Origin of the sequence: Rhodanobacter soli, from assembly GCF_039523495.1 — a bacterium.
In the GTDB taxonomy this organism is placed as follows: Bacteria; Pseudomonadota; Gammaproteobacteria; order Xanthomonadales; family Rhodanobacteraceae; genus Rhodanobacter; species Rhodanobacter soli.
Genome location: NZ_BAAAFK010000001.1, coordinates 1,581,822 through 1,602,617, shown reverse-complemented (window position 1 = coordinate 1,602,617; position 20,796 = coordinate 1,581,822). Strand labels below are relative to the sequence as shown.

The window sequence follows — 20,796 nt, the reverse complement described above, 5'->3', positions numbered from 1 at the left end:
TCCGCTGTCAGGCCGACGCCGCCTTCACTTTCGCGCCCATCACGCGCAATCCCGGCCGCTGCCGCGCCAGCTTGCGCAGCAGTTCGGCGAACGCCTGCAGGTCGTCGTGCCAAGGCGAGGCGTCGCGCCAGTACAGCGCGATCTCGCGGCCCGACGCCGGCCCCTTCAGCTTGGCCAGCGCAACGTTCGGCATCGAAGCCAGCCGCTCGTGCGCCAGCGCGGGCACCAGCGCGTAGCCGCCGCGCAGGCTGACCAGGGCAGCCAGGCTTTCCAGGCTGACGTCCTGCACGTGGCCGTGCTCGTTGCCTTCGCAGTGCAAGCCATCGGCGTGGCTTTCGGCCATCAGCGTGGCCTCGGCCGGGTCGAGCTGGTCCAGCGCGATGCTGTCCTGGCCGGCCAGCGGATGGTCGGCGCGCAACATCAGTTCCCACGGCTCGAAGAACAGCGGGCGCAAGGCGACCCCACTGACCGCCGCCGCCGGCGGTGCCAGCACCGCGTCCAGTTCGCCTTCATGCAGCCGGCGCAACAGGCCGCGCGGCTTGCCCTCGGAAATACCCAGCCGGGCGCCCGGAAAATGCTGCGGGAACGGCGCGATCAGGTGCGGCAACAGGTACGGCCCCAGCGAAGCCGGCACGCCCAGCCGCAGCTCACCGCCGAAGGCGACTTCGCCGGCGCGGGCAACTTGCTGCAGGTGTTCGGCCGAAGCCAGCACCGCATCGATCTGCTGCAGCAACCGCTGGCCACCGGCGGTCGGCACGATCTTCCGGCCACCGCGCTCGAACAGCGGCGCACCCAGTGCCTGCTCGACCTTCTGCACCTGGTGCGACAGCCCCGACGGGCTGATGTGCATCGCCCGCGCCGCGCTGTTGAAACTGCCGTGGCGATGCACCGCCTGCACCAGCGCAAGATCGCGCAGCGAGACGGCGGCCAGGCCCATCGAAATCATCGAATGCTGCATGTCATCAAAGGCGTTTGCGTGCGGTGGTCATCGGGCCCATCCTGTGCGGTATTGTCGGCCGCGAGCGTTGGCGCAGTGTACCCGCCGGCACGCCACCCGACAGACGCCCGCAAGCCATGCACACCGCCCTCCCGGCAGCAAACCGGTTCGCGGCCGCACGGGGTTTGGGCGATAATTGCGTTTTTGCCGGGCCGGCGACCTCCCCATCGCCATCGTTCGATCATCCCAGCCGCAGGATCAGCCAGGAGCAGCACCATGAAAGACACCTTTTCCGTACGCGATACCCTCGAGGTCAACGGCAAGAAATACGCCTTTGCCAGCCTGACCCGGCTGGGCCAGCGCTTCGACCTGAAGCGGCTGCCGTACTCGATGAAGATCCTGCTGGAAAACCTGCTGCGCCACGAAGACGGCATTGACGTCACCGCGAAGGAAATCGAAGCGGTCGCCACGTGGGATTCGAAGAAGGAGCCGGATACCGAAATCGCCTTCATGCCGGCGCGCGTGCTGCTGCAGGACTTCACCGGCGTGCCCTGCGTGGTCGACCTGGCCGCGATGCGCGACGCGATGAAGGCGCTGGGTGGCGACCCCACCCTCATCAACCCGTTGTCGCCCGCGGAACTTGTCATCGACCACTCGGTACAGGTGGACGTGTTCGGCACGGCCGACGCGCTGGAGCGCAACGTCGAGATCGAATTCAAGCGCAACCAGGCGCGTTACAGCTTCCTGCGCTGGGGCCAGAAAGCGCTGGCTGACTTCAAGGTGGTGCCGCCGCGCACCGGCATCGTGCACCAGGTGAACCTGGAGCACCTGGCCCGCGTGGTCATGGGCAGCAAAGTCGACGGCCAGTTGTGGGCCTACCCGGACACCGTGTTCGGCACCGACTCGCACACCACCATGATCAACGGCCTGGGCGTGCTGGGCTGGGGCGTGGGCGGCATCGAGGCCGAGGCGGCCATGCTCGGCCAGCCCTCCTCCATGCTGATTCCGCAAGTGGTCGGCTTCAAGCTGTCCGGCCGTCTGCCGGAAGGCGCCACCGCCACCGACCTCGTGCTCACCGTCACCCAGATGCTGCGCAAGCAGGGCGTGGTCGGCAAGTTCGTCGAGTTCTTCGGCCCGGGCCTGCAGCATCTGCCGCTGGCCGATCGCGCCACCATCGGCAACATGGCTCCGGAGTACGGTGCCACCTGCGGCATCTTCCCGATCGACGCCGAATCGCTGAAATACCTGCGCCTGTCCGGCCGCAGTGACGAGCAGGTCGCGCTGGTCGAGGCGTACGCCAAGGCGCAAGGTCTGTGGCACGACGAAAACAGCGTGCATGCCGAATTCACCACCACGATGGAACTGGACCTGGCCGACGTCAAGCCGTCGATGGCGGGCCCGAAGCGTCCGCAGGATCGCGTGCTGCTCACCGACGTGCAGCAGAATTTCCACGAGAATCTCGGCAGCACCACCGCCAAGCGCAACGGTGCCGAAGCACGTTTCGCCAACGAGGGTGGCGGCACCGCCGTGGGTCACGACAAGAGCGAGGCTGCGCCCGGTCAGCATGTGTCGATGAATGGCGAGAACTTCCACGTCAACGATGGCTCCGTGGTGATCGCCGCGATCACCTCGTGCACCAATACCTCGAACCCGGCAGTGATGCTGGCCGCCGGCCTGGTGGCGAAGAAGGCCGCCGCCAGGGGCCTGAAGTCCAAGCCATGGGTGAAGACCTCTTTGGCACCGGGCTCCAAGGTGGTCACCGACTATCTCGAAAAGACCGGCCTGCTGACCGAACTGGACAAGCTTGGCTTCTTCCTGGTCGGCTACGGTTGCACCACCTGCATCGGCAACTCCGGCCCGCTGCCGCAGGAAATCAGCAAGGCGATCAGCGATGGCGACCTCACCGTCGGCGCGGTGATCTCCGGCAACCGCAACTTCGAAGGCCGCGTGCACGCCGAAGTGAAGATGAACTACCTGGCCTCGCCGCCGCTGGTGGTCGCCTATGCGCTGGCCGGCTCGCTCGACATCAACCTGAGCACCGATCCACTGGGCAAGGGCACCGACGGCAAGGATGTCTTCCTCAAGGACATCTGGCCGACCAACCAGGAAATCAGCGACCTGATGGCGGGCGCGGTCACCTCGGACATGTTCCGCAAGAACTACGCCGACGTGTTCAAGGGCGACGAGCGCTGGAGTTCGATCGACTCGCCGGACGGCGACCTGTACGCGTGGGATGAAGCGTCCACCTACATCAAGAACCCGCCCTACTTCGACGGCATGACCATGGCGCTGACCCCAGTCGAGGACATCCACGCCGCGCGTTGCCTGGGCCTGTTCGGCGACTCGATCACCACCGACCACATCTCGCCGGCCGGCGCGATCAAGAAGGATTCCCCGGCCGGGCGTTTCCTGATCTCGCGCGGCGTGCAGCCGATCGACTTCAACTCCTACGGCTCGCGCCGCGGCAACGACGACGTGATGGTGCGCGGCACGTTCGCCAACATCCGCATCAAGAACCAGCTGCTGGATGGCGTGGAAGGCGGCTTCACCCGCCACATCCCCAGCGGCGAACAGATGTCGATCTACGACGCGGCGATGAAGTACAAGGAAGAGAAGACCCCGCTGGTGGTCCTTGCCGGCAAGGAATACGGCACCGGTTCCTCGCGTGACTGGGCCGCCAAGGGCACTCTGCTGCTGGGCATCAAGGCGGTGATCGCCGAAAGCTTCGAGCGCATCCACCGCTCCAACCTGGTCGGCATGGGCGTGCTGCCGTGCACGTTCAAGGATGGCGAGAATGCAAAATCGCTGGGCCTGACCGGCAACGAGACGTTCGACATCACCGGCCTCGACAACGGCAACTCAAGGAACGCCACCGTCACTGCCACGGCAGCCGACGGCAGCAAGAAGCAGTTCAGCGTGAACGTGATGCTGCTGACCCCGAAGGAGCGCGAATTCTTCCGTCACGGCGGCATCCTGCAGTACGTGCTGCGTCAGCTGGCCGGCAAGAAGGCTGCCTGAATTTCGGCGTGACTCCTGCAGCAAAAACCGCCCCGGACTCCGGGGCGGTTTTCCATGAGCGCTCCGATGGGGCGTTACAGCGAATGCTTCCAGCTGGCCGTATAGCAGCGCCATTCGCCATCTTCCTTGCGCCACGCCGATTCGACCTGGTACAGGCCCAATTGATCGGGCAACAGGCGGCCGCCGCTGGTCAGCGTGACCGTGAAGGTCGCCACCATCCGTTCGCCGCGAGGCTCGATCGACACCGGCCCCATGGTCACGCCGATGTGCTCGCCGCGCAGCGCCAGCAGCCTGACCATGCCGGTCAGTCCGCGTCGATCCAGCTGGCCGGCATTGCCGTCAAAGTCCTCGCTCAGCGGGGCACCCACATCGCCGGCCGAACCCGCTTCGGTCGCCTGCGCGATCGACGCGATGGCGGCGCGCACCTGCTCCTCGTCCGGTGTGCGCCGACAGGCCGACAACGCCAGTGCGAACAGCGTGAGAGCGATCAACAGACAGGTGGTTTTTCTCGGCGCGATCATCGACGGAACTCGCTGCAGTGCGGCTTGCCGCTGTACGCGGGCGTATGCTCCAATCCACTGGCGCATGGTCCATGATGGATGCTATTGCCGTCCTGATTCCACCATCCGATCCGTGGTCATCGACAAAACAGGGAACCCAAAGCATGAGCAATGAACGTCCGTGGCTGGAGAACTATCCAGCCGGCGTGCCGGAGCAGATCGACGCCAGTCAGTATGCCTCGGTGCCGGCGGTGCTGGAGGAAGCTTTCGCACGCTTCCGCGACCGCCCGGCGTTTGCCAGTTTCGGCCGTCAGCTCAGCTACGGCCAGATCGATGAGATGAGCCGCCAGTTCGCCGGCTACCTCACCGGCGTACTCAAGCTCGGCAAGGGCGATCGCATCGCGATCATGATGCCGAACGTATTGCAGTACCCGATCGCCCTGTTCGGCGCACTGCGGGCCGGCCTGGTGGTGGTCAACACCAACCCGATGTACACCTCGCGCGAACTCAAGCATCAGCTGGAAGATTCGGGCGCCAGGGCGATCGTGGTGCTGGACAACTTCGCCGGTACCTTGCAGCAGGTAGTGGCCGAGACCCAGGTGCAGCATGTCATCACCACCGGCATCGGTGATCTGCTCGGCTTCCCCAAGGGTGCGCTGATCAACTTCGTGCTGAAGCACGTGAAGAAGATGGTCCCCGCGTTCGACCTGCCACGGGCCGTGCGCTTCCGCGACGCACTGGCACGCGGCGCGGCATATCCGCTGCAGCCGGCGACGCTGACCCACGACGACATCGCCTTTCTGCAATACACCGGCGGCACCACTGGCGTGGCCAAGGGCGCGATGCTGACCCACGGCAACATGGTGGCGAACATGCTGCAGGCCGCTGCCTGGATCGGCACCGATCTGGTCAAGCCCGGCGAAGAGGTGATCATCACCGCGCTGCCGCTGTATCACATCTTCTCGCTGACCGCGAACGGGTTGGTGTTCATGCGCCTGGGCGGCCTCAACTGGCTGATCACCAACCCGCGCGACATGCCCGGCTTCGTCAAGGAACTAGGCAAGTCCGGTTTCACCGCGCTGACCGGCGTCAACACGCTGTTCAACGGCCTGCTCAACACGCCCGGTTTTTCCGAGCTGGATTTCTCGAAGCTGCATCTGACCCTCGGTGGCGGCATGGCGGTGCAGCGTGCCGTGGCCGAACGCTGGAAGAAGATCACCGGCTGCACTCTGGCCGAGGCTTACGGTCTCACCGAGACCTCGCCGGCGGTCTGCATCAATCCGCTCGACCTGAAGGAATACAACGGCTCGATCGGCTTGCCGGTACCGTCCACCAACGTGGCGATCTGGTCGGAGGATGGCCAGCCGCTACCCGTCGGCGAAGTTGGCGAATTGATGGTGCATGGCCCGCAGGTGATGAAAGGCTACTGGAACCGCCCGGACGAGACCGCCAAGGTGCTCGGCGCCGATGGCTGGCTGCACACCGGCGACATCGCGAAGATGGACGAGAAAGGCTACTTCTATATCGTCGACCGCAAGAAGGACATGATCCTGGTATCCGGTTTCAACGTCTATCCGAACGAGGTCGAGGACGCGGTGATGGAACACCCCGGCGTGCTCGAAGTGGCCGCGGTGGGCGTGCCCGACGAACATTCCGGCGAAGTGGTGAAGCTGTTCGTGGTGCGCAAGGACCCGAACCTCACCGAGGAAGCGCTCAAGCAGTTCTGCCGCGAGAACCTCACCGGCTACAAGCGGCCCAAGCTGATCGAGTTCCGCGACAGTCTGCCGAAGAGCAACGTGGGCAAGATCCTGCGCCGCGAACTGCGCGACGAGAAGAAACCGTCCGCCTGAGCGTGTGCCCGATATCCCCGCCGAAACGGAAAACGCCCGCATGACGCGGGCGTTTTCATGTGCGGCAGCGGCGTTTCACTCAGCCGTCCTTCCAGTACTCCAGGATATCGGCGTAACCGCCCAGCAGGTTCCACAACGGCACCTGCTTGTCCTCGGGAATACGGCTGTACGAAAAACCGATGTGATGATCGGAGATGCGCACCACCAAGGCCTCGAGATGGATATGCAGGTTGTTCCCGAAGATCATGTCGAGTACCCAGCTCTGCCCGACACTGCCCGACCAGCCCAACGGGCGGCGCAGCAGTGCGCCGGTGGCCGAGATATCGACCAGCTCGGTCGGATGCGACTGGCCGTTGCAGCTCATCAACACCGTCGTCTCGATCTGCATGCGCGCCGGACGCAACTGCTCCGGTGCACCGTCACCCAGTCCGCTTTTGTCGTTCGCCATCAGTTCCACCATCCGTTTGCGCTTGCGCCTGCCATTGGCAAGGGCGCTGTATTCGACATCATCCTGAAAGCCTTCTGCCGCATCCTTCGCCGACAACACCGCTGCGCGGCGGTTGGTCGGGACTGTCAACGGTATCCTCAAGCAACCACCGTGCCAGTCAGGGCTTCACGCTGCATTAGGCGCCGATCCTGATCCCCATGGGCCCCGTCACGTCACGTCACCGTCCACTCGGCCCGGCCCGCATCAAGGCCGCGCTGTCATCACGCCGGACGGACGCCAGCACCCGGTGCTTCGTTCGCTGTCGATGAACGCGACCCTGACGCGGGCTCGGCCCATTTCGACGCATTGGGTCACATGCCGCCCTTGCCGCACCCCGACGCATCCGTTTCTCCAGGCACAATCCGCGTATTGTGCCCGTCGGGGATGCCGGTGCGAAACCGGCAAACGCACGGGGCCGGTATCCCGCAACCAGTGACGATGAAGGGCGCCGTGTGCTGGACTTGGCAACGGCTAACCGCTACTCTTTGTCAACGCGTGGCTCCATGGAGATGTTTGCCGATCACTTCCGGCACCCCTTGGTATCCATTCGATCGCTCTCGAACCGACCAGTGAACAGCCGATGGCGTCGCTTCCCGCCCTCTCTGGCTTGGCGTCCCTGCCGTGGCTGACAACCCGCAGTTGGCGCGCGATGGTTGCTGGCGACCCGCCTGACCGAACCACCACCGAGTGGCTTCATCATGCCCGTCGTGACGATGGCGTCCGCCGCGCCTCGACATTAACGAGTGTGAAGAACGCAGTACCCCGGGAATATTGCCTCACCGCCGTATTCCGAGTACGGACACCCCATGCCGTGTCGGCTTGTGGATGACTCCGATCATGTTGAACGCACTGCCAGCCGCTGAAGACGGCCCCATGACATGCATTGATGAGCACTGAGCCCGTCGAGCCACAGAGCCCGGTCACCGCACCGCAGGACGCGTTTGCGTCGGTACCTCAACAGCAGGAAATGCCGCTGGCCATCGTGCGCGGCCAGCCGATGCTGCAGATGCCGCAGGATCTGTACATCCCGCCGGACGCGCTCGAGGTCATCCTGGAATCGTTCGAGGGTCCGCTGGACCTGTTGCTGTACCTGATCCGCCGGCAGAACCTGGACATCCTGGATATCCCGGTCGCCGAGATCACCCGGCAGTACATGACCTACATCGAGTTGATGCGGGACGTGATGCGGCTGGAGCTGGCCGCCGAATACCTGCTGATGGCCGCGATCCTGGCCGAGATCAAGTCGCGGTTGCTGTTGCCGCGGCCACCGATCGAGGAAGGGTTGGAAGAGGATCCCCGTGCCGAACTGGTACGGCGCTTGCAGGAATACGAGCGGTTCAAGCGGGCGGCCGAGGATATCGAGGCCCTGCCGCGGCAGGAACGCGACAGCGTGGTGGTGCATGCCGACGTGGGCGAACGCAACGTGATCAAGTTGCCGCCGCCGCTGGAGCTGACCGAGCTGCTGCTGGCGCTGAAGGACGTGATGCATCGGGCCGAACTGTTCGGGCATCACGCGATCAAGCGCGAGGCGCTCAGCGTGCGCCAGCGCATGGGCGAATTGCTGAGCCGGCTCGACGACAGCAGCTTCCACCGCTTCGAGAGTCTTTTCGATCCCGCGGAAGGTCGCCTCGGCATCGTGGTCACCTTCCTGGCAATGCTGGAGCTGGCCAAGGAAATGCTGGTCGAGATCGTCCAGGAAGAGCCACTGGCGCCGATATACGTAAAGGCGAAGGTGAGCCACGCCGAAGAACCCGTCGACATACCGGCGGACGACGCACAAGCCGGCGAGTCGGCACTGATCGAATCGTCCGGCGAATGAACGACACCCACTGAGCGGTACCGATCAAACCGGCATCCGAACCCAAGGTTATGCAGATCGAGCAACTCAAACCCATTATCGAGGCCGCGCTGCTGGCCTCCACCCAGCCGATGACCGTGCAGCAGCTGGGCGACCTGTTCAACGAGGCTGACGATGTCAACCGCGAGCAGATTGCCAAGGCGCTCGAGGCGCTGGCCGGGGATTGCGACGGTCGCGGCATCGAGCTGAAGGAAGTGGCCTCCGGCTTTCGCTACCAGGTGCGCCAGGACGTGCACCCGTGGATCTCGCGGATGTGGACCGAGCGGCCCAGCCGCTATTCGCGCGCGCTGCTGGAGACGCTGGCGCTGATCGCCTACCGCCAGCCGATCACCCGCCCCGAGATCGAGCAGATCCGCGGCGTGGTGGTGTCGTCCAACATCATCAAGACGATGGAGGAGCGCGAGTGGATCCGCGTGGTCGGCTATCGCGACATGCCCGGCAAGCCGGCACTGTTCGGCACCACCCGCGCCTTTCTCGATTACTTCAACCTGAAATCGCTGGACCAGTTGCCGCCGCTGTCGGAAATCCGCGACATGGAAGACCCGCAACTGCGCTTCGAACCGGACCCCCTGCCCGCCCGCATCGTGCGCGACCTGCCGATCGACCCGGACGAGGAGGCTCCTGCCGACGCTGACGGCAGCACCACGAACGACACCGAGTACCAAGCATCCGCGGACGCCGCCGATGCCGACGATAGCGACATCACGACCGCCGCCGACGCGCCGGTCACCTCCGAATCCGACGAGGCAGGCCCCGACCCGAGCCTGCCCGCCGAGACCCTGACAACCACTGCCGACGAGGCAGCGAACCCCGCCGCGGACGTCGAACCCGACACCGCCGAGCAAGATCCCGAGGAGTACCGCGCATGAATGCGCCGCAAAAATCCGTTTTATCCCTGAAGCGCGAACCCCGCGCCGACAGCGACGCCCCCACCCTGGAAGAACGCCTGCACAAGGTGCTGGCCAACGCCGGCCTCGGCTCGCGCCGCATGCTCGAACAGCGCATCCAGTCCGGCGAAGTCGAACTGAACGGCGCACCCGCCGAAATCGGCATGAGCGTGAAGGCTGGCGACCGTGTGGTCATGGACGGCAAGCAGTTCGTCGTCGCCACCGACAGCCGTGACGACACCGAAGTGCTGGTCTACCACAAGCCCGAGGGCGTGCTGACCACCCGCGACGACCCGGAAGGCCGCCCCACCGTGTTCGAACAGCTGCCGCGCCTGAAGGGCGCGCGCTGGGTCGCCGTGGGCCGGCTCGACATCAACACCACCGGCCTGCTGCTGCTGACCACCGACGGCGAACTGGCCAACGCGCTGATGCACCCGAAGAGCGGCCTGGAGCGCGAATACCTGTGCCGCGTGCACGGTGAGGTACCGGACGAGATCATCGAAAAGCTCAAGGCTGGCGTGGAGCTGGACGACGGCCCCGCCCGCTTCGACGAGATCGCCGTGATCAGCCGCGGCGGCAGCCACAGCTGGTTCCGCGTGGTCATCCGCGAAGGCCGCAACCGCGAAGTGCGCCGCCTGTGGGATTCGCAGGGTTTTCTGGTCAGCCGCCTCAAGCGCATCCGCTACGGCAAGATCGAGCTGCCGCGCAACCTGCGCCGCGGCGAGTGCGAAGCACTCGACGCGGAAAGCGTCAAGCAACTGCGCCAGACCACCGGCCTCGGCGTACCGCAACCGGTGCTGACGCTGAGTCCGGTGCTGCACCAGCGTCGCGCCAATCGCAGCGTCACCGAATACCGCCCCGAGCGCGGCAGCAGCACCGCCTGGACCGGCGGTCAGGACGAGGCGCGCGAAATACGCGCCTACGACCGCATCCGCGAAGAACCCACTCGTGGCCGCAAGCCGCCGCGCCGCGACGGCAAGGAAGTCAACGGCAACCTGGCCCGCCCCGAACGTGGCGCAACAGCTGGCAGGCCCGGCGGCAAGGGCCGGCGCGTGGCACCAGGCCAGGAACTGCCATCGGTGCGCACCTGGTTCGCCGGCGAAAGCCGTGACGGCAGCAGTCGTCCAGGCGCACCACGCGGCAACGCCGGCGCTGCGGCCGGCAACCGTCGCCCGGCGGGCGGCAAACCGTTCGGCGCACGCAGTGGCGGCGGCGAAGGCCGTGCGGCCGGCAGCCCGTACAGCGGTTTCGGTGGCGAGTCGCGTGGCCCCGGCTTGGGCGGCAACCGTGCACCGGGCAATCGTGGCGCTCGCCCGCAGGGCCAGGCCCAGGGCAATCGCGCGCATGGCAACCCGGCACGGCCGCAGGGCCAGGGCCAGGGCCAGGGTGGCAATCGCCCCGGCGGCCGACCGCAGGGTCAGGGCGGCAACCGCCCTCAAGGCGGCGCCCGTCACGGTGGCCCGGCCGGCGGTCGCCCGCCGGGTCGCGGCGGCAACCGTTCGGGCAACCGCTGAGCCCCGGCCTGACAAGGGAAGGTGACTGAACGATGGTGCGCATCTACCACAACAACCGCTGCTCCAAGTCACGCGCCACGCTGGCGCTGCTGGAGGAACACGGCGGCGAAGTCGAGGTGGTCAACTATCTCGACACGCCGCCGAGCGCAGCCGAACTGGCCGTGTTGCTGAAGCAACTGGGCATGACGGCACGCGAACTGTTGCGTACCGGCGAGGCGGAATATCAGTCACTCGGACTGGATGACCCCGCACTCGATGACGCTGCCCTGATCGCCGCGATGGTGGCGCATCCGAAGCTGATCGAACGTCCGATCGTCGTGGCCAATGGCAAGGCCGTGCTCGGCCGACCGCCCGAAGCGGTGCTGGCGATACTCTGAGCCGGTGTGAGTCCCCGACAAAAAAGCCGCCCATGGGGCGGCTTTTTTGTCGTCCATGATGAAGGGTGGATCAACCCGGATCGAGCGAGAACGCATCCGCATCCATCCACGCCGGGAAGCGTTCGCGATGCGCCAGCAGCGGTGCCGGATCCAGGGTGACTGTCACCACCTGTTCCTGCGTGCCCAGCTCCACCAGCGGCTCGCCGACCGGATCGATCACCGCGCTGTCGCCGGCATAGGGAATCTCGTTGCCGTCCACGCCGACCCGGTTCACCCCAACCACGTAGCTGAGGTTCTCGATCGCCCGCGCGCGCAGCAGCGTGCGCCAGGGTTGCCGGCGCGGCGCCGGCCAGTTCGCCACGAACAGGGCCAGGTCGTAATCCATGCCGCCATTCGCCGAAGCCAACCGGCTATTGCGCAGCCACACCGGAAAGCGCAGGTCGTAGCAGACCTGCGGCAGGATGCGCCAACCCTTCAGTTCCACGATCAAGCGCTGACTGCCGCTGCCGTAGCGGGTATGTTCGCCGGCCATGCGAAACAGATGGCGCTTGTCGTACTGCTGGAAGCTGCCATCCGGCTGCACCCACAGCAGGCGGTTGTAGACGACGCCATTTTCGCGGATTGCCAGGCTGCCGCAGATCACCGCGCCCACCTCGACCGCCAGCGCGCGCAGCCAGGCCACGCCCTCGCCGTCCATGGTGTCGGCGCTGGCATGGGTGTCGTTGCTGAAGCCGGACAGGAACGTCTCTGGCAACACGATCAAATCGCTGCCGATGGCCTGGCGCACCAGCGCGCCGTAGTAGTCGCGATTCGCCGGCGCGTCGTGCCAGCGGGTGGCGCCTTGCACCAGCGAAACCTTCAGTGGCTGCATGATCACAGCCGGCATAACCGCTCCGCTGCCGCTTCCATCGTGGCGTCGCTCTTGGCAAAGCACAGCCGCAACAGGCGCGTGCCCGGTTCGCCTTCGTAGAACGGCGTCAGCGGGATCGCCGCCACGCCGCCGTGCTCGACCAGCCACTTGCTGAAGGCCAGATCGTCCTCGTCGCGGATGGCCGAATAGTCGACCAGCTGAAAGTAACCGCCCGGCACGTCGAGCAGCTTGAAGCGCGACGGCGCCAGCAGCGCGCGGAAGCGGTCACGTTTGGCCTGGTAGAACGCCGGCAACTCCAGGTAGTGCTGCGGCGTGCTGGCCATGAATTCGGCAAACGCCACCTGCGCCGGATGGAAGGTGCAGAACGTGAGGTACTGGTGCACCTTGCGGAACTCCGCGCTCAAGGCGGCCGGCGCCACCGCGTAGCCGACCTTCCAGCCGGTGCAGTGGTAAGTCTTGCCGAACGAGGAGATCACGATGCTGCGCTCGGCCAGCTCCGGATGGCGCAGCACGCTCTCGTGCTGCGCACCGTCGTAGACGATATGTTCGTACACCTCGTCGGACAGCACCACGATGCCGGTGTCGCGCACGATCATCGCCAGCTCATCCAGGTCGTCCGCGGACAGCACGGCGCCGGACGGATTGTGCGGGGTGTTGATCATGATCATGCGGGTCTTCGGCGTCACCGCGTCGCGCACACGCTGCCAGTCGATCGCGAACGCCGGCACGGTCAGCGGGATATGCACCGCGCGCGCCCCCTGCAGCTCGATCGCCGGCTCGTAACAGTCATAGGCCGGATCGAACACGATCACCTCCTCGCCAGCGCGCACCGTCGCGGCAATCGCCGCGAAGATCGCCTCGGTGGCGCCTGAGGTGAGCGTGATGTCGGTATCGACGTTGAGCTTGCGGCCGTACAGCCGCTCGGTCTTCAGCGCGATCTGCTCGCGCAGGGCCGCGATGCCGTGCATCGGCGCGTACTGGTTGCGGCCCTCGTTCATGGCACGGCTCAACGCATCGCGCAGGCCCTGCGGCGGCTCGAAATCGGGGAAGCCCTGGCCCAGATTCACCGCCTTGTGCTCCAGCGCCAGCTGGCTCATCACGCTGAAGATGGTGGTGCCGACCTTGGGGAGTTTGGTAGCGATCATCTTTGGGCCGTATAAATGTCCGTAAACCCGGCAGCGTACTGCACCGGGGCCACCGCGTGCATCACGTCGACGGAAGTTCGTCCAGCGGACGCTGCTTGCACTGCTCATGCTTCAGCAAGGTCATTGCCGGCAGCCGCTCGGCCAGGAAGTCGACCAGCGCGCGGACGCCGGGCAGCATGCCGCGCCGACTGGGGTAGACGAAATGCATGGTGCCCTCGGGCACGCTCCACTCCGGCAGCACCACCTCGAGCTCGCCGCGGGTGATCGCCGGCGCGCAGACGAACTCCGGCAGCAACGCCACGCCCATGCCACGGCGGGCCGCCTCCAGCAGCACCGCGAAGTCACCGGTGATCAGGCGCGCCTGTACCTCGACATTGACCTGCTCGCCGTTCGCACCGATCAGTTCCCACACTTGCGCGCCTTCGTGCTCGCGCATCGACAGCGCCGGCAGTTTGCCCAGCTCCTCCGGCGTGGCCGGACGGCCCCGGGCTTTCAGCAAGGCGGGGCTGGCCACCAGCTTGGTGCGCGACTGGCCGAATGTGCGGATCACCAGGTTCGCATCCGTATCCAGCTTGCTGCGCACGCGGATCGCCAGATCGTACCCCTCGCCGATCACATCGACCCGACGGTCGCTGGACAGCACGCGCACCTGCATCTTCGGGTACAGCTCGAGAAAATCCGGCAGCACGTACGCCACCACTGTCTGCGCCAGCGACACCGGGCAGCTCAGCCGCACCACGCCACGCGGCTCGGCGCGCAACTCGTCCACCGCATCCTGCGCTGCCTGTGCCTCCTCCAATACCGCGCGGCAATGCGCGTAGAAGCGCTCGCCGACCTCGGTCACCACAAAGCGCCTGGTGGTTCGCTGCAGCAGGCGCACGCCCAATCGTTCCTCCAGCTGGGCCACGCGCTTGCTCAGGCGCGACTTCGGCACGCCCAACGCGCGGCCGGCTGCAGAAAAACCGCCGTGCTCGACCACGGCAGCAAAGAAGTACAGGTCGTTGAGGTCCTGCAGGGCACCGCCCAATACTGTCATGATCGTTTCCGTTGAAGAACGATAAGTCCGATGATCGCCATCTTATCGCTGCATTGTTCCGAATATATCCTGATCCCATCGCCAATTGTTGGCCTGACCAGGAAACTTTCCATGAAACTCTTGCATGTCGATTCCAGCGCACTGGGTGGTTATTCGGTGTCGCGCCAGCTGACCGCCGACATCGTAGCCGAGCTGAAGCGCGTCACGCCCAGCCTCGCCATCCACTATCACGACCTGGCCGCACAGCCGCTGCCGCACTGGACCCCGGTGGCCGACGCCAGCGACCCCGCCGCCGTGCTGGGTACCGAGATGCTGGAAGAGTTCCTTGCCGCCGACGTGGTGGTGATCGGCGCGCCGATGTACAACTTCGCCATTTCCAGCCAGCTCAAGGCGTGGCTCGACCGCATCCTGGTTGCCGGCAAGACCTTCCGCTATACGGCGAACGGCCCCGAAGGCCTGGCTGGCGGCAAGCGGGTGATCGTCGCCTCCAGCCGCGGCGGCTTCTACGGCAAGGACACGCCTGCCGCCGCGATGGATTTCCAGGAACCCTACCTGCGTGCGGCATTTGCCTTCATCGGCATTACCGACATCGAGTTCGTGCGGGCCGAAGGCATCGCGATCGGCGACGAGCAGAAGGCGGCGGCACTGAAGTCCGCGCGCAGCACGATCGGGACGCTGGTCGCCAAGGCCGCCTGATCCACCCCGCCGCCAGGCGAACGCCCTCTTCCTGCTGAAGAGGGCGTTTTCGTCTTGCCGCAGGCGAGTCGTGACCGTCACGCTGGAAAAATCGCACGCAGGCCGACACACTGCGGATTCACCCGTCACAGGAATCCGCGCATGAAACGCTCGTTATGCCTGCCCCTGCTTGCGCTGCTGGCGCTGACGCCAGCCGTGCAGGCAGCCGACCTGCTGGTCGACAACGTCAACGGCTACACGCTGGACAGTCACGGCAAGCTGCAGCACTTCCAGGCGCTGCTGGTCGACCAGGGCAAGGTGGTTGCCACCGGCAACCGTGCCGAGCTGGCCAATCGCGCCGGCGACGCCAAGGTGATCGACGGTCAGGGCCATACCCTGTTGCCCGGCCTGATCGACGCCCACGGCCACGTGCTCGAACTCGGCTACGCGCGCAACAGCGTCGACCTCACCGGCACGAAGTCGCTGGACGAGGCACTGGCGAAGGTGAAAGCGTATGCCGCGGCGCACCCCGAGGCGAAGTGGATACTCGGCGGCGGCTGGAACCAGGAAATCTGGAAGCTGGGCCGCTTTCCTACCGCGAAGGAGCTCGATACCGCAGTTGCCGACCGCCCGGTCTGGCTGAGCCGCGTCGACGGCCACGCCAACTGGGCCAATAGCGCCGCGATCAAGCTGGCCGGGGTCGGCAAGGCCAGCAAGGACCCCAGCGGCGGGCGCATCGAACGCGACGCCAGCGGCAACCCGGCCGGCGTCTTCGTCGACGGCGCCGTTGCACTGGTCAACGCGAAAGTCCCGCCGCCGACCCCGCAACAGAAGGCTGCCGCGCTGGATACCGCACTGGCCGAGATGGCCAGCGTCGGCCTCACCGGCGTCGGCGACGCCGGCATCGACCTGGCCAATTACCAGCTCTATCGCCACTACGCCGACGAGCACAAGCTGACCGCGCGCATCTACGCGATGATCCTGGGCACCGGCGACGACTTCGACGTGATCAGCAAGAACGGCCCGCTGATCGGCTACGGCAACGACTTCCTCAGCGTGCGCGCGGTCAAGCTGTACGCCGACGGCGCGCTGGGCAGCCGCGGCGCGGCGATGCTCGCGCCCTACTCCGACGATCCGCACAACCGCGGCCTGCTGTTCCTGAAGCCCGAGGAGCTGAGCGCGGATATCGGCAAGGCGCTGGGCAAGGGCTACCAGGTCGGCGTCCATGCGATCGGCGACCACGCCAACCGCGAGGTGCTGGACAGCTACGCGGCAGCCTACAAGGCCCACCCCGACGGCATCGCGTTGCGCAACCGGGTCGAGCACGCGCAGATCGTGTCGCTGAAGGACATCCCGCGCTTCGTGCCGCTGCAATTGATCGCCTCGATGCAACCGACCCATGCCACCTCCGACATGAACATGGCGGAAGACCGTATCGGCCACGAGCGGATCAAGGGTGCCTACGCCTGGCAGCGTTTCCTCAAGCAGGGCACGATCGTCGCCGGCGGCTCGGACTTTCCGGTGGAATCGCCGAACCCGTTCTACGGCCTGTACTCGGCGATCACCCGCGAGGATCACGCCGGCCAGCCGCCCGGCGGCTGGTACCCGGACCAGGACATGACGCCGGCCGAGGCGCTGCGCGCGTTCACCCTCGACGCGGCCTACGCGGAGCACGCGGAAAAAACCCTGGGCACGCTGGAGCCGGGCAAGTGGGCCGACTTCATCCTGATCGACCACGACATCTTTAAAGACCCGCCCAGCAAGATCTGGAGCACCAAGGTGCTACAAACCTGGGTCGGCGGAAAGCAGGTGTACGCGGCGAAGGATTGAGCGGGTAACGCCACACAACACAAGGCCGGCTCGCAGCCGGCCTTGTGTTGTTGGAGTTCAGTGCGGGCCCTTCGACTTCGCCGCTGCGCAGCTACGCTCAGGGCGAACGGTGGAGGGTGGCCGCAACAGTAACCCGTTCGCCCTGAGCGTAGCGCAGCGAAGTCGAAGGGCCCGCACGACACACCACTCTGCGCTCGCCACACCCCCTAGATCGTCGACGTCTTGCCGCCGTCCATCGGGATGATCGCGCCGGTGACATAGCTGGCGCGGGCCGAGGCCAGGAATACCGCCACGTCGGCGATCTCCGCCGGCTCCGCCATGCGGCCCAGCGGGATACCGCCGAGTTGTGCGGCCAGCAGTTCCTCGCGCGGCCGTCCGCTGGCGCGGACTGCGGCATCCAGACCCTCGTCGACCCGACCGGTGCGGGTGATGCCGGGGTTGATCGCATTCACTCGCACACCCTTGCCGGCATAGGCATTCGCATAGCCCACGGTAGCCAGCATCAACGCGGCGTTCGCCGCGCCGCCGCCGATGTGCTGCGGATTGGCCTGACGTCCGCCCTGCCCGATCACGTTGACGATGCTGCCACCACCGCGCGTGCCCATGCGACGGATCACCGGGTCGATCGCGTGCATGTAGCTGAGGTACTTCGCCTGGATCGCCGCCAGCACGGCCGCCGCATCGAGCTCGTCCGGAGGTGCGCGACGCGCGGCCCCGGCGCAGTTGACCAGCACGTCGACCGGGCCATGCTCGCGTTCGATGCGCTCCATCACCTGTTGCGCCGCCACGCTGTCCTTCAGGTCGGCCGGCTGCACCGCCAGCGCCAGGCCGAGTGACTCGAGCTGCTGCTGCGCGGCGCGCAGATTCGCCGGATCGCGCGAAACACCGACCACCTTCGCCCCTTCGCGTGCAAACGCGATCGCACAGGCCAGGCCGATGCCCTTGCTGGCGCCAGTGACCACCACGACCCGGTCGAGCAATTCGAGATCCATGCATGCCTCCGCGTGACTGAGATCGGCGCATTGAACCATGTCCGTCGAAGGCCGAGGAATGACCATGGTCAGCGGCGATGGCCGAGCGGCCGACGCCCCGGGTGCGGGCATGCGGCGGCTGCCGGGCTCCCGGGCCGTCATTCAGCCATATAGGCCATCAGTCATGTTGCGAAATTGCATTTTGCCTATTGACGGCCCAAAGTTCAGTGTTATAGTTCACTACAACACCACTCAACGAGGTCACTAAGGAGGCCCGTCATGAAAGCGCAGAACCTGATCGCCAGCGTCGCCGCCGTCCTGTTCACCTTCGCCAGCCTGAGCGCCGTCGACTATAACGTCGTCAGCCAGCCGGCCCCGGCCAGCAAGACCAGCGCCACCCCCGTCATCGACCTGGCCCCGGTCCAGGTCCGTCCCAGCGCTGCCGAAATGCGCACCGCTGCCCTGCTGAACGACACCAGCACAGTAGGCATCGCCTCGATCCCGGCCATCGGGCATCTGGACGGAGCCAGCAACGCGGAGCATTTCAGCCTGCTCGGGTCGCAGTTGGCCATGCCCTACTATTCGTTTGGTAACAAGTTCGGCCGCATCAGCAAGGAATAAATATGACCATTACCTGGAACGACAGCGTCCCGATCTATCGCCAGCTGCAGCAACGCGTGGTGGCAATGATCCTGGACGGCGCCTTGAACGAGGGCGACCCGCTGCCGTCGGTACGCCAGGTGGCTGCGGATTACCAAATCAATCCGCTGACCGTGTCGAAGGCGTATCAGGAACTGGTCGACGAACAACTGGTGGAAAAACGGAGGGGTCTGGGCATGTTCGTCATCGAAGGCGCTCGCGAAGCGCTGCTGAAATCCGAACGCGAGCGGTTCCTGCGCGAAGAGTGGCCGGTGCTGTTTGCACGGCTGCAACGGCTGGGGCTGGATATCAAGACGCTGCTGCGCGAAACCGGCACCGACAAGGAGGAGAAATCATGAGCGCGGTGATCACGGCCAGTGGGCTGACCAAGCGATACAAGTCGACGCTGGCACTGGACAACGCCAGTTTCCGGATCGAACCCGGTCGCATCGTCGGCCTGATCGGCCCCAACGGTGCCGGCAAGACCACCGCGCTGAAGGCGATCCTGGGCCTCACCGACTTCACCGGCGAGCTGAATGTGCTGGGCTTCGACCCGCGCAAGCAGCGCGACAAGCTGATGGGCGAGGTGTGCTTCATCGCCGACGTGGCTGTGCTGCCGCGCTGGATCAAGGTACGCCAGGCGGTGGATTTCGTCGCCAATGTGCATCCGCGCTTCGATCGCGCCAAGTGCGAGGCGTTCCTGGCCCGTACCAAACTGCAGCCCGATCAGCGCGTGCGGCAGATGTCCAAGGGCATGATCGTGCAGCTGCACCTGGCACTGGTGATGGCGATCGACGCCAAGCTGCTGATCCTGGACGAGCCCACGCTGGGCTTGGATATCCTCTACCGCAAGCAGTTCTACCAGCACCTGCTGGAAGACTACTTCGACGAGAACAAGACGATCATCGTCACCACGCATCAAGTGGAAGAAGTCGAGCACATCCTCACCGACCTGATGTTCATCCGCGACGGCAGGATCGTGCTGGATGCCGACATGGACGCGGTCGGCGAGCGCTTCATCGAGGTGATGGTGGGAGCCGACAAGGCCGATGCGGCCCGTGCACTGAAGCCGCTGGACGAGCGCCAGGTCTTCGGCAAGAGCATTTTTCTGTTTGACGGCGCGAACCGCGCGGTGCTGGAGCAGCTGGGCGAAACCCGCCGGCCGTCCATCAGCGACCTGTTCGTTGCCACCATGAAGGGAACCTACGCATGAAAACCCCCGCTTGGAAAACCATGTACTGGCTGGTGAAGCGCGAATTCTGGGAACACCGGGGCGGCTTCTTCTGGGCGCCCATCATCACCGGCGGTGTGTTCCTGCTGCTGAACATCATGGGCATCATCGCCGCCGAAGTCGTCGGCTCCCGCCACGGCATCAGCTTCGGCGCCAGCGGCGGCCTGCAACGCGTCATCGCCGACATGGACGCCGGCGACCTGAGCCAGGTCGGACTCGCCCTGGACGTGGCGATGTACTCGGCGATGGGCCTGCTGATCGTCGTACTGGGCTTCGTGGTGTTCTTTTATTGCCTCGGTGCGCTGTACGACGACCGCCGCGACCGCAGCATCCTGTTCTGGAAATCCCTGCCGATCTCCGACACCAGCACCGTGCTGTCCAAGGTCGTCAGTGCCACCGTGCTCGCACCGATCGTCGCCGTGATCACCGGCATCATCGTGGGCATGCTGCAGTTGCTGATTCTCGCGGTCACGCTGTCCTTCCACGGCGTGAACGTGTGGCAGCTGCTGGTGCTGGCCCATCCGTTCCGCGTCATGTTCAACCTGGTCGGCTATATCCCGCTGTACGTGCTGTGGGCACTGCCTTCGATAGGCTGGTTGCTGCTCTGCTCGGCCTGGGCACGCAACAAGCCCTTCCTGTGGGCCGTGGCGTTGCCGGTGGCCACCGGTCTGCTGGTCAGCTGGTTCGGCATCATGGGATTGTTCAACCTGCCGACCACCTGGTTCTGGAAGAACATCGTGCAGCGCGGCCTGTTCAGCGTGTTCCCCGGCTCCGGCAGCGTGTTCGGTCACAACGGCAACATTGTGCACCGCGTCGCCGGCAACCCGGGCATGGATTTCATGGATCTGGGCAACACCTACCAGCTGCTGGCATCCGCCAACCTGTGGATCGGCGTGGTGATCGGCCTGGGCCTGCTCGCCGGTGCGATCTGGTTCCGCCGCTGGCGCGACGACAGCTGACTTCCGGTCGA

General features: G+C 65.6%; 19 protein-coding genes. 12 read left to right on the top strand and 7 right to left on the bottom strand.

What is annotated here, in order from left to right; translation table 11 throughout:
• Positions 1-7: 7 nt before the first annotated feature.
• Positions 8-958 carry a LysR family transcriptional regulator gene (locus ABD024_RS07280; protein WP_343851128.1) on the bottom strand — a complete coding sequence of 317 codons (951 nt, stop codon included), beginning with the start codon at positions 956-958 and terminating at the stop codon, positions 8-10.
• Positions 959-1,213: 255 nt separating this feature from the next.
• Here ABD024_RS07280 and acnA point away from each other — a divergent pair, with 255 nt between their 5' ends.
• Entirely contained in the window at positions 1,214-3,955 is a 2,742-nt protein-coding gene (gene acnA, locus ABD024_RS07275) for an aconitate hydratase AcnA (RefSeq protein ID WP_343851126.1), read from the top strand.
• 74 nt (positions 3,956-4,029) lie between these two features.
• On the opposite strand, the gene ABD024_RS07270 is transcribed toward acnA, so the two are convergent.
• The gene (locus tag ABD024_RS07270; RefSeq protein ID WP_343851124.1) at positions 4,030-4,476 is read right to left on the bottom strand and encodes a hypothetical protein; all 447 of its coding nucleotides are present in this window, start codon (positions 4,474-4,476) and stop codon (positions 4,030-4,032) included.
• Positions 4,477-4,619: 143 nt separating this feature from the next.
• On the opposite strand from ABD024_RS07270, the gene ABD024_RS07265 reads away from it, so the two are divergent.
• Positions 4,620-6,305, top strand: a complete 1,686-nt coding sequence (locus ABD024_RS07265; protein ID WP_343851122.1) for a long-chain-fatty-acid--CoA ligase — start codon at positions 4,620-4,622, stop codon at positions 6,303-6,305.
• A gap of 79 nt (positions 6,306-6,384) precedes the next feature.
• Here the strand turns inward: ABD024_RS07265 and ABD024_RS07260 are convergent, their stop codons facing one another.
• Positions 6,385-6,753 carry a PilZ domain-containing protein gene (locus ABD024_RS07260; RefSeq protein WP_343851120.1) on the bottom strand — a complete coding sequence of 123 codons (369 nt, stop codon included), beginning with the start codon at positions 6,751-6,753 and terminating at the stop codon, positions 6,385-6,387.
• 925 nt (positions 6,754-7,678) lie between these two features.
• Here ABD024_RS07260 and ABD024_RS07255 point away from each other — a divergent pair.
• Genes ABD024_RS07255 through arsC form a run of 4 tightly spaced genes read left to right on the top strand, consistent with a single transcriptional unit; the run spans position 7,679 to position 11,428 of the window.
• Positions 7,679-8,611 (top strand): segregation and condensation protein A, encoded by a 933-nt coding sequence (locus ABD024_RS07255; protein ID WP_343851118.1) that lies wholly within the window; start codon positions 7,679-7,681, stop codon positions 8,609-8,611.
• Positions 8,612-8,661: 50 nt separating this feature from the next.
• On the top strand, positions 8,662-9,519 hold the full coding sequence (gene scpB / locus ABD024_RS07250) for an SMC-Scp complex subunit ScpB (RefSeq protein WP_343851116.1): 858 nt from the start codon (positions 8,662-8,664) through the stop codon (positions 9,517-9,519).
• Positions 9,516-11,051, top strand: coding sequence for a pseudouridine synthase (locus ABD024_RS07245; protein ID WP_343851114.1), 1,536 nt, complete (start codon positions 9,516-9,518; stop codon positions 11,049-11,051). Before scpB ends, ABD024_RS07245 begins: the two co-directional genes overlap by 4 nt.
• A gap of 32 nt (positions 11,052-11,083) precedes the next feature.
• Positions 11,084-11,428, top strand: a complete 345-nt coding sequence (arsC, locus tag ABD024_RS07240) for an arsenate reductase (glutaredoxin) (RefSeq protein ID WP_343851112.1) — start codon at positions 11,084-11,086, stop codon at positions 11,426-11,428.
• Between the two features lie 70 nt (positions 11,429-11,498).
• Here the strand turns inward: arsC and ABD024_RS07235 are convergent, their stop codons facing one another.
• From ABD024_RS07235 to ABD024_RS07225, 3 genes are all read right to left on the bottom strand, one after another.
• The gene (locus tag ABD024_RS07235) at positions 11,499-12,299 is read right to left on the bottom strand and encodes an amidohydrolase (protein WP_343851110.1); all 801 of its coding nucleotides are present in this window, start codon (positions 12,297-12,299) and stop codon (positions 11,499-11,501) included.
• 2 nt (positions 12,300-12,301) lie between these two features.
• Positions 12,302-13,444, bottom strand: a complete 1,143-nt coding sequence (locus tag ABD024_RS07230) for a pyridoxal phosphate-dependent aminotransferase (protein ID WP_343851108.1) — start codon at positions 13,442-13,444, stop codon at positions 12,302-12,304.
• A 61-nt stretch (positions 13,445-13,505) separates the two neighbouring features.
• Entirely contained in the window at positions 13,506-14,480 is a 975-nt protein-coding gene (locus tag ABD024_RS07225) for a LysR substrate-binding domain-containing protein (protein ID WP_343851106.1), read from the bottom strand.
• Between the two features lie 111 nt (positions 14,481-14,591).
• On the opposite strand from ABD024_RS07225, the gene ABD024_RS07220 reads away from it, so the two are divergent.
• Together ABD024_RS07220 and ABD024_RS07215 are read left to right on the top strand one after the other, a co-directional pair.
• Complete coding sequence (locus ABD024_RS07220) at positions 14,592-15,176, top strand: FMN-dependent NADH-azoreductase (RefSeq protein ID WP_343851104.1); 585 nt, start codon at positions 14,592-14,594, stop codon at positions 15,174-15,176.
• Between the two features lie 141 nt (positions 15,177-15,317).
• Positions 15,318-16,985 (top strand): amidohydrolase, encoded by a 1,668-nt coding sequence (locus ABD024_RS07215; protein WP_343851102.1) that lies wholly within the window; start codon positions 15,318-15,320, stop codon positions 16,983-16,985.
• A 206-nt stretch (positions 16,986-17,191) separates the two neighbouring features.
• Here the strand turns inward: ABD024_RS07215 and ABD024_RS07210 are convergent, their stop codons facing one another.
• Complete coding sequence (locus ABD024_RS07210) at positions 17,192-17,977, bottom strand: SDR family NAD(P)-dependent oxidoreductase (RefSeq protein ID WP_343851100.1); 786 nt, start codon at positions 17,975-17,977, stop codon at positions 17,192-17,194.
• Between the two features lie 258 nt (positions 17,978-18,235).
• Here ABD024_RS07210 and ABD024_RS07205 point away from each other — a divergent pair, with 258 nt between their 5' ends.
• From ABD024_RS07205 to ABD024_RS07190, 4 genes are read left to right on the top strand one after another with little or no spacing between them, the layout of a single operon-like run.
• Complete coding sequence (locus tag ABD024_RS07205) at positions 18,236-18,577, top strand: hypothetical protein (protein ID WP_343851098.1); 342 nt, start codon at positions 18,236-18,238, stop codon at positions 18,575-18,577.
• A 2-nt stretch (positions 18,578-18,579) separates the two neighbouring features.
• Positions 18,580-18,954 carry a GntR family transcriptional regulator gene (locus ABD024_RS07200; protein WP_343851096.1) on the top strand — a complete coding sequence of 125 codons (375 nt, stop codon included), beginning with the start codon at positions 18,580-18,582 and terminating at the stop codon, positions 18,952-18,954.
• Positions 18,951-19,808, top strand: a complete 858-nt coding sequence (locus ABD024_RS07195) for an ABC transporter ATP-binding protein (RefSeq protein ID WP_343851094.1) — start codon at positions 18,951-18,953, stop codon at positions 19,806-19,808. The genes ABD024_RS07200 and ABD024_RS07195 overlap by 4 nt, the downstream gene beginning before the upstream one ends.
• The gene (locus ABD024_RS07190) at positions 19,805-20,785 is read left to right on the top strand and encodes an ABC-2 transporter permease (RefSeq protein ID WP_343851092.1); all 981 of its coding nucleotides are present in this window, start codon (positions 19,805-19,807) and stop codon (positions 20,783-20,785) included. Before ABD024_RS07195 ends, ABD024_RS07190 begins: the two co-directional genes overlap by 4 nt.
• Positions 20,786-20,796 lie beyond the last annotated feature (11 nt).

Excerpts from the sequence above, each read along its gene's own strand:
- ABD024_RS07280 (WP_343851128.1), bottom strand. The coding sequence starts at position 958 with ATGCAGCATTCGATGATTTCGATGGGCCTGGCCGCCGTCTCGCTGCGC.
- acnA (WP_343851126.1), top strand. The coding sequence starts at position 1,214 with ATGAAAGACACCTTTTCCGTACGCGATACCCTCGAGGTCAACGGCAAG.
- ABD024_RS07270 (WP_343851124.1), bottom strand. The coding sequence starts at position 4,476 with ATGATCGCGCCGAGAAAAACCACCTGTCTGTTGATCGCTCTCACGCTG.
- ABD024_RS07265 (WP_343851122.1), top strand. The coding sequence starts at position 4,620 with ATGAGCAATGAACGTCCGTGGCTGGAGAACTATCCAGCCGGCGTGCCG.
- ABD024_RS07260 (WP_343851120.1), bottom strand. The coding sequence starts at position 6,753 with ATGGCGAACGACAAAAGCGGACTGGGTGACGGTGCACCGGAGCAGTTG.
- ABD024_RS07255 (WP_343851118.1), top strand. The coding sequence starts at position 7,679 with ATGAGCACTGAGCCCGTCGAGCCACAGAGCCCGGTCACCGCACCGCAG.
- scpB (WP_343851116.1), top strand. The coding sequence starts at position 8,662 with ATGCAGATCGAGCAACTCAAACCCATTATCGAGGCCGCGCTGCTGGCC.
- ABD024_RS07245 (WP_343851114.1), top strand. The coding sequence starts at position 9,516 with ATGAATGCGCCGCAAAAATCCGTTTTATCCCTGAAGCGCGAACCCCGC.
- arsC (WP_343851112.1), top strand. The coding sequence starts at position 11,084 with ATGGTGCGCATCTACCACAACAACCGCTGCTCCAAGTCACGCGCCACG.
- ABD024_RS07235 (WP_343851110.1), bottom strand. The coding sequence starts at position 12,299 with ATGCAGCCACTGAAGGTTTCGCTGGTGCAAGGCGCCACCCGCTGGCAC.
- ABD024_RS07230 (WP_343851108.1), bottom strand. The coding sequence starts at position 13,444 with ATGATCGCTACCAAACTCCCCAAGGTCGGCACCACCATCTTCAGCGTG.
- ABD024_RS07225 (WP_343851106.1), bottom strand. The coding sequence starts at position 14,480 with ATGACAGTATTGGGCGGTGCCCTGCAGGACCTCAACGACCTGTACTTC.
- ABD024_RS07220 (WP_343851104.1), top strand. The coding sequence starts at position 14,592 with ATGAAACTCTTGCATGTCGATTCCAGCGCACTGGGTGGTTATTCGGTG.
- ABD024_RS07215 (WP_343851102.1), top strand. The coding sequence starts at position 15,318 with ATGAAACGCTCGTTATGCCTGCCCCTGCTTGCGCTGCTGGCGCTGACG.
- ABD024_RS07210 (WP_343851100.1), bottom strand. The coding sequence starts at position 17,977 with ATGGATCTCGAATTGCTCGACCGGGTCGTGGTGGTCACTGGCGCCAGC.
- ABD024_RS07205 (WP_343851098.1), top strand. The coding sequence starts at position 18,236 with ATGAAAGCGCAGAACCTGATCGCCAGCGTCGCCGCCGTCCTGTTCACC.
- ABD024_RS07200 (WP_343851096.1), top strand. The coding sequence starts at position 18,580 with ATGACCATTACCTGGAACGACAGCGTCCCGATCTATCGCCAGCTGCAG.
- ABD024_RS07195 (WP_343851094.1), top strand. The coding sequence starts at position 18,951 with ATGAGCGCGGTGATCACGGCCAGTGGGCTGACCAAGCGATACAAGTCG.
- ABD024_RS07190 (WP_343851092.1), top strand. The coding sequence starts at position 19,805 with ATGAAAACCCCCGCTTGGAAAACCATGTACTGGCTGGTGAAGCGCGAA.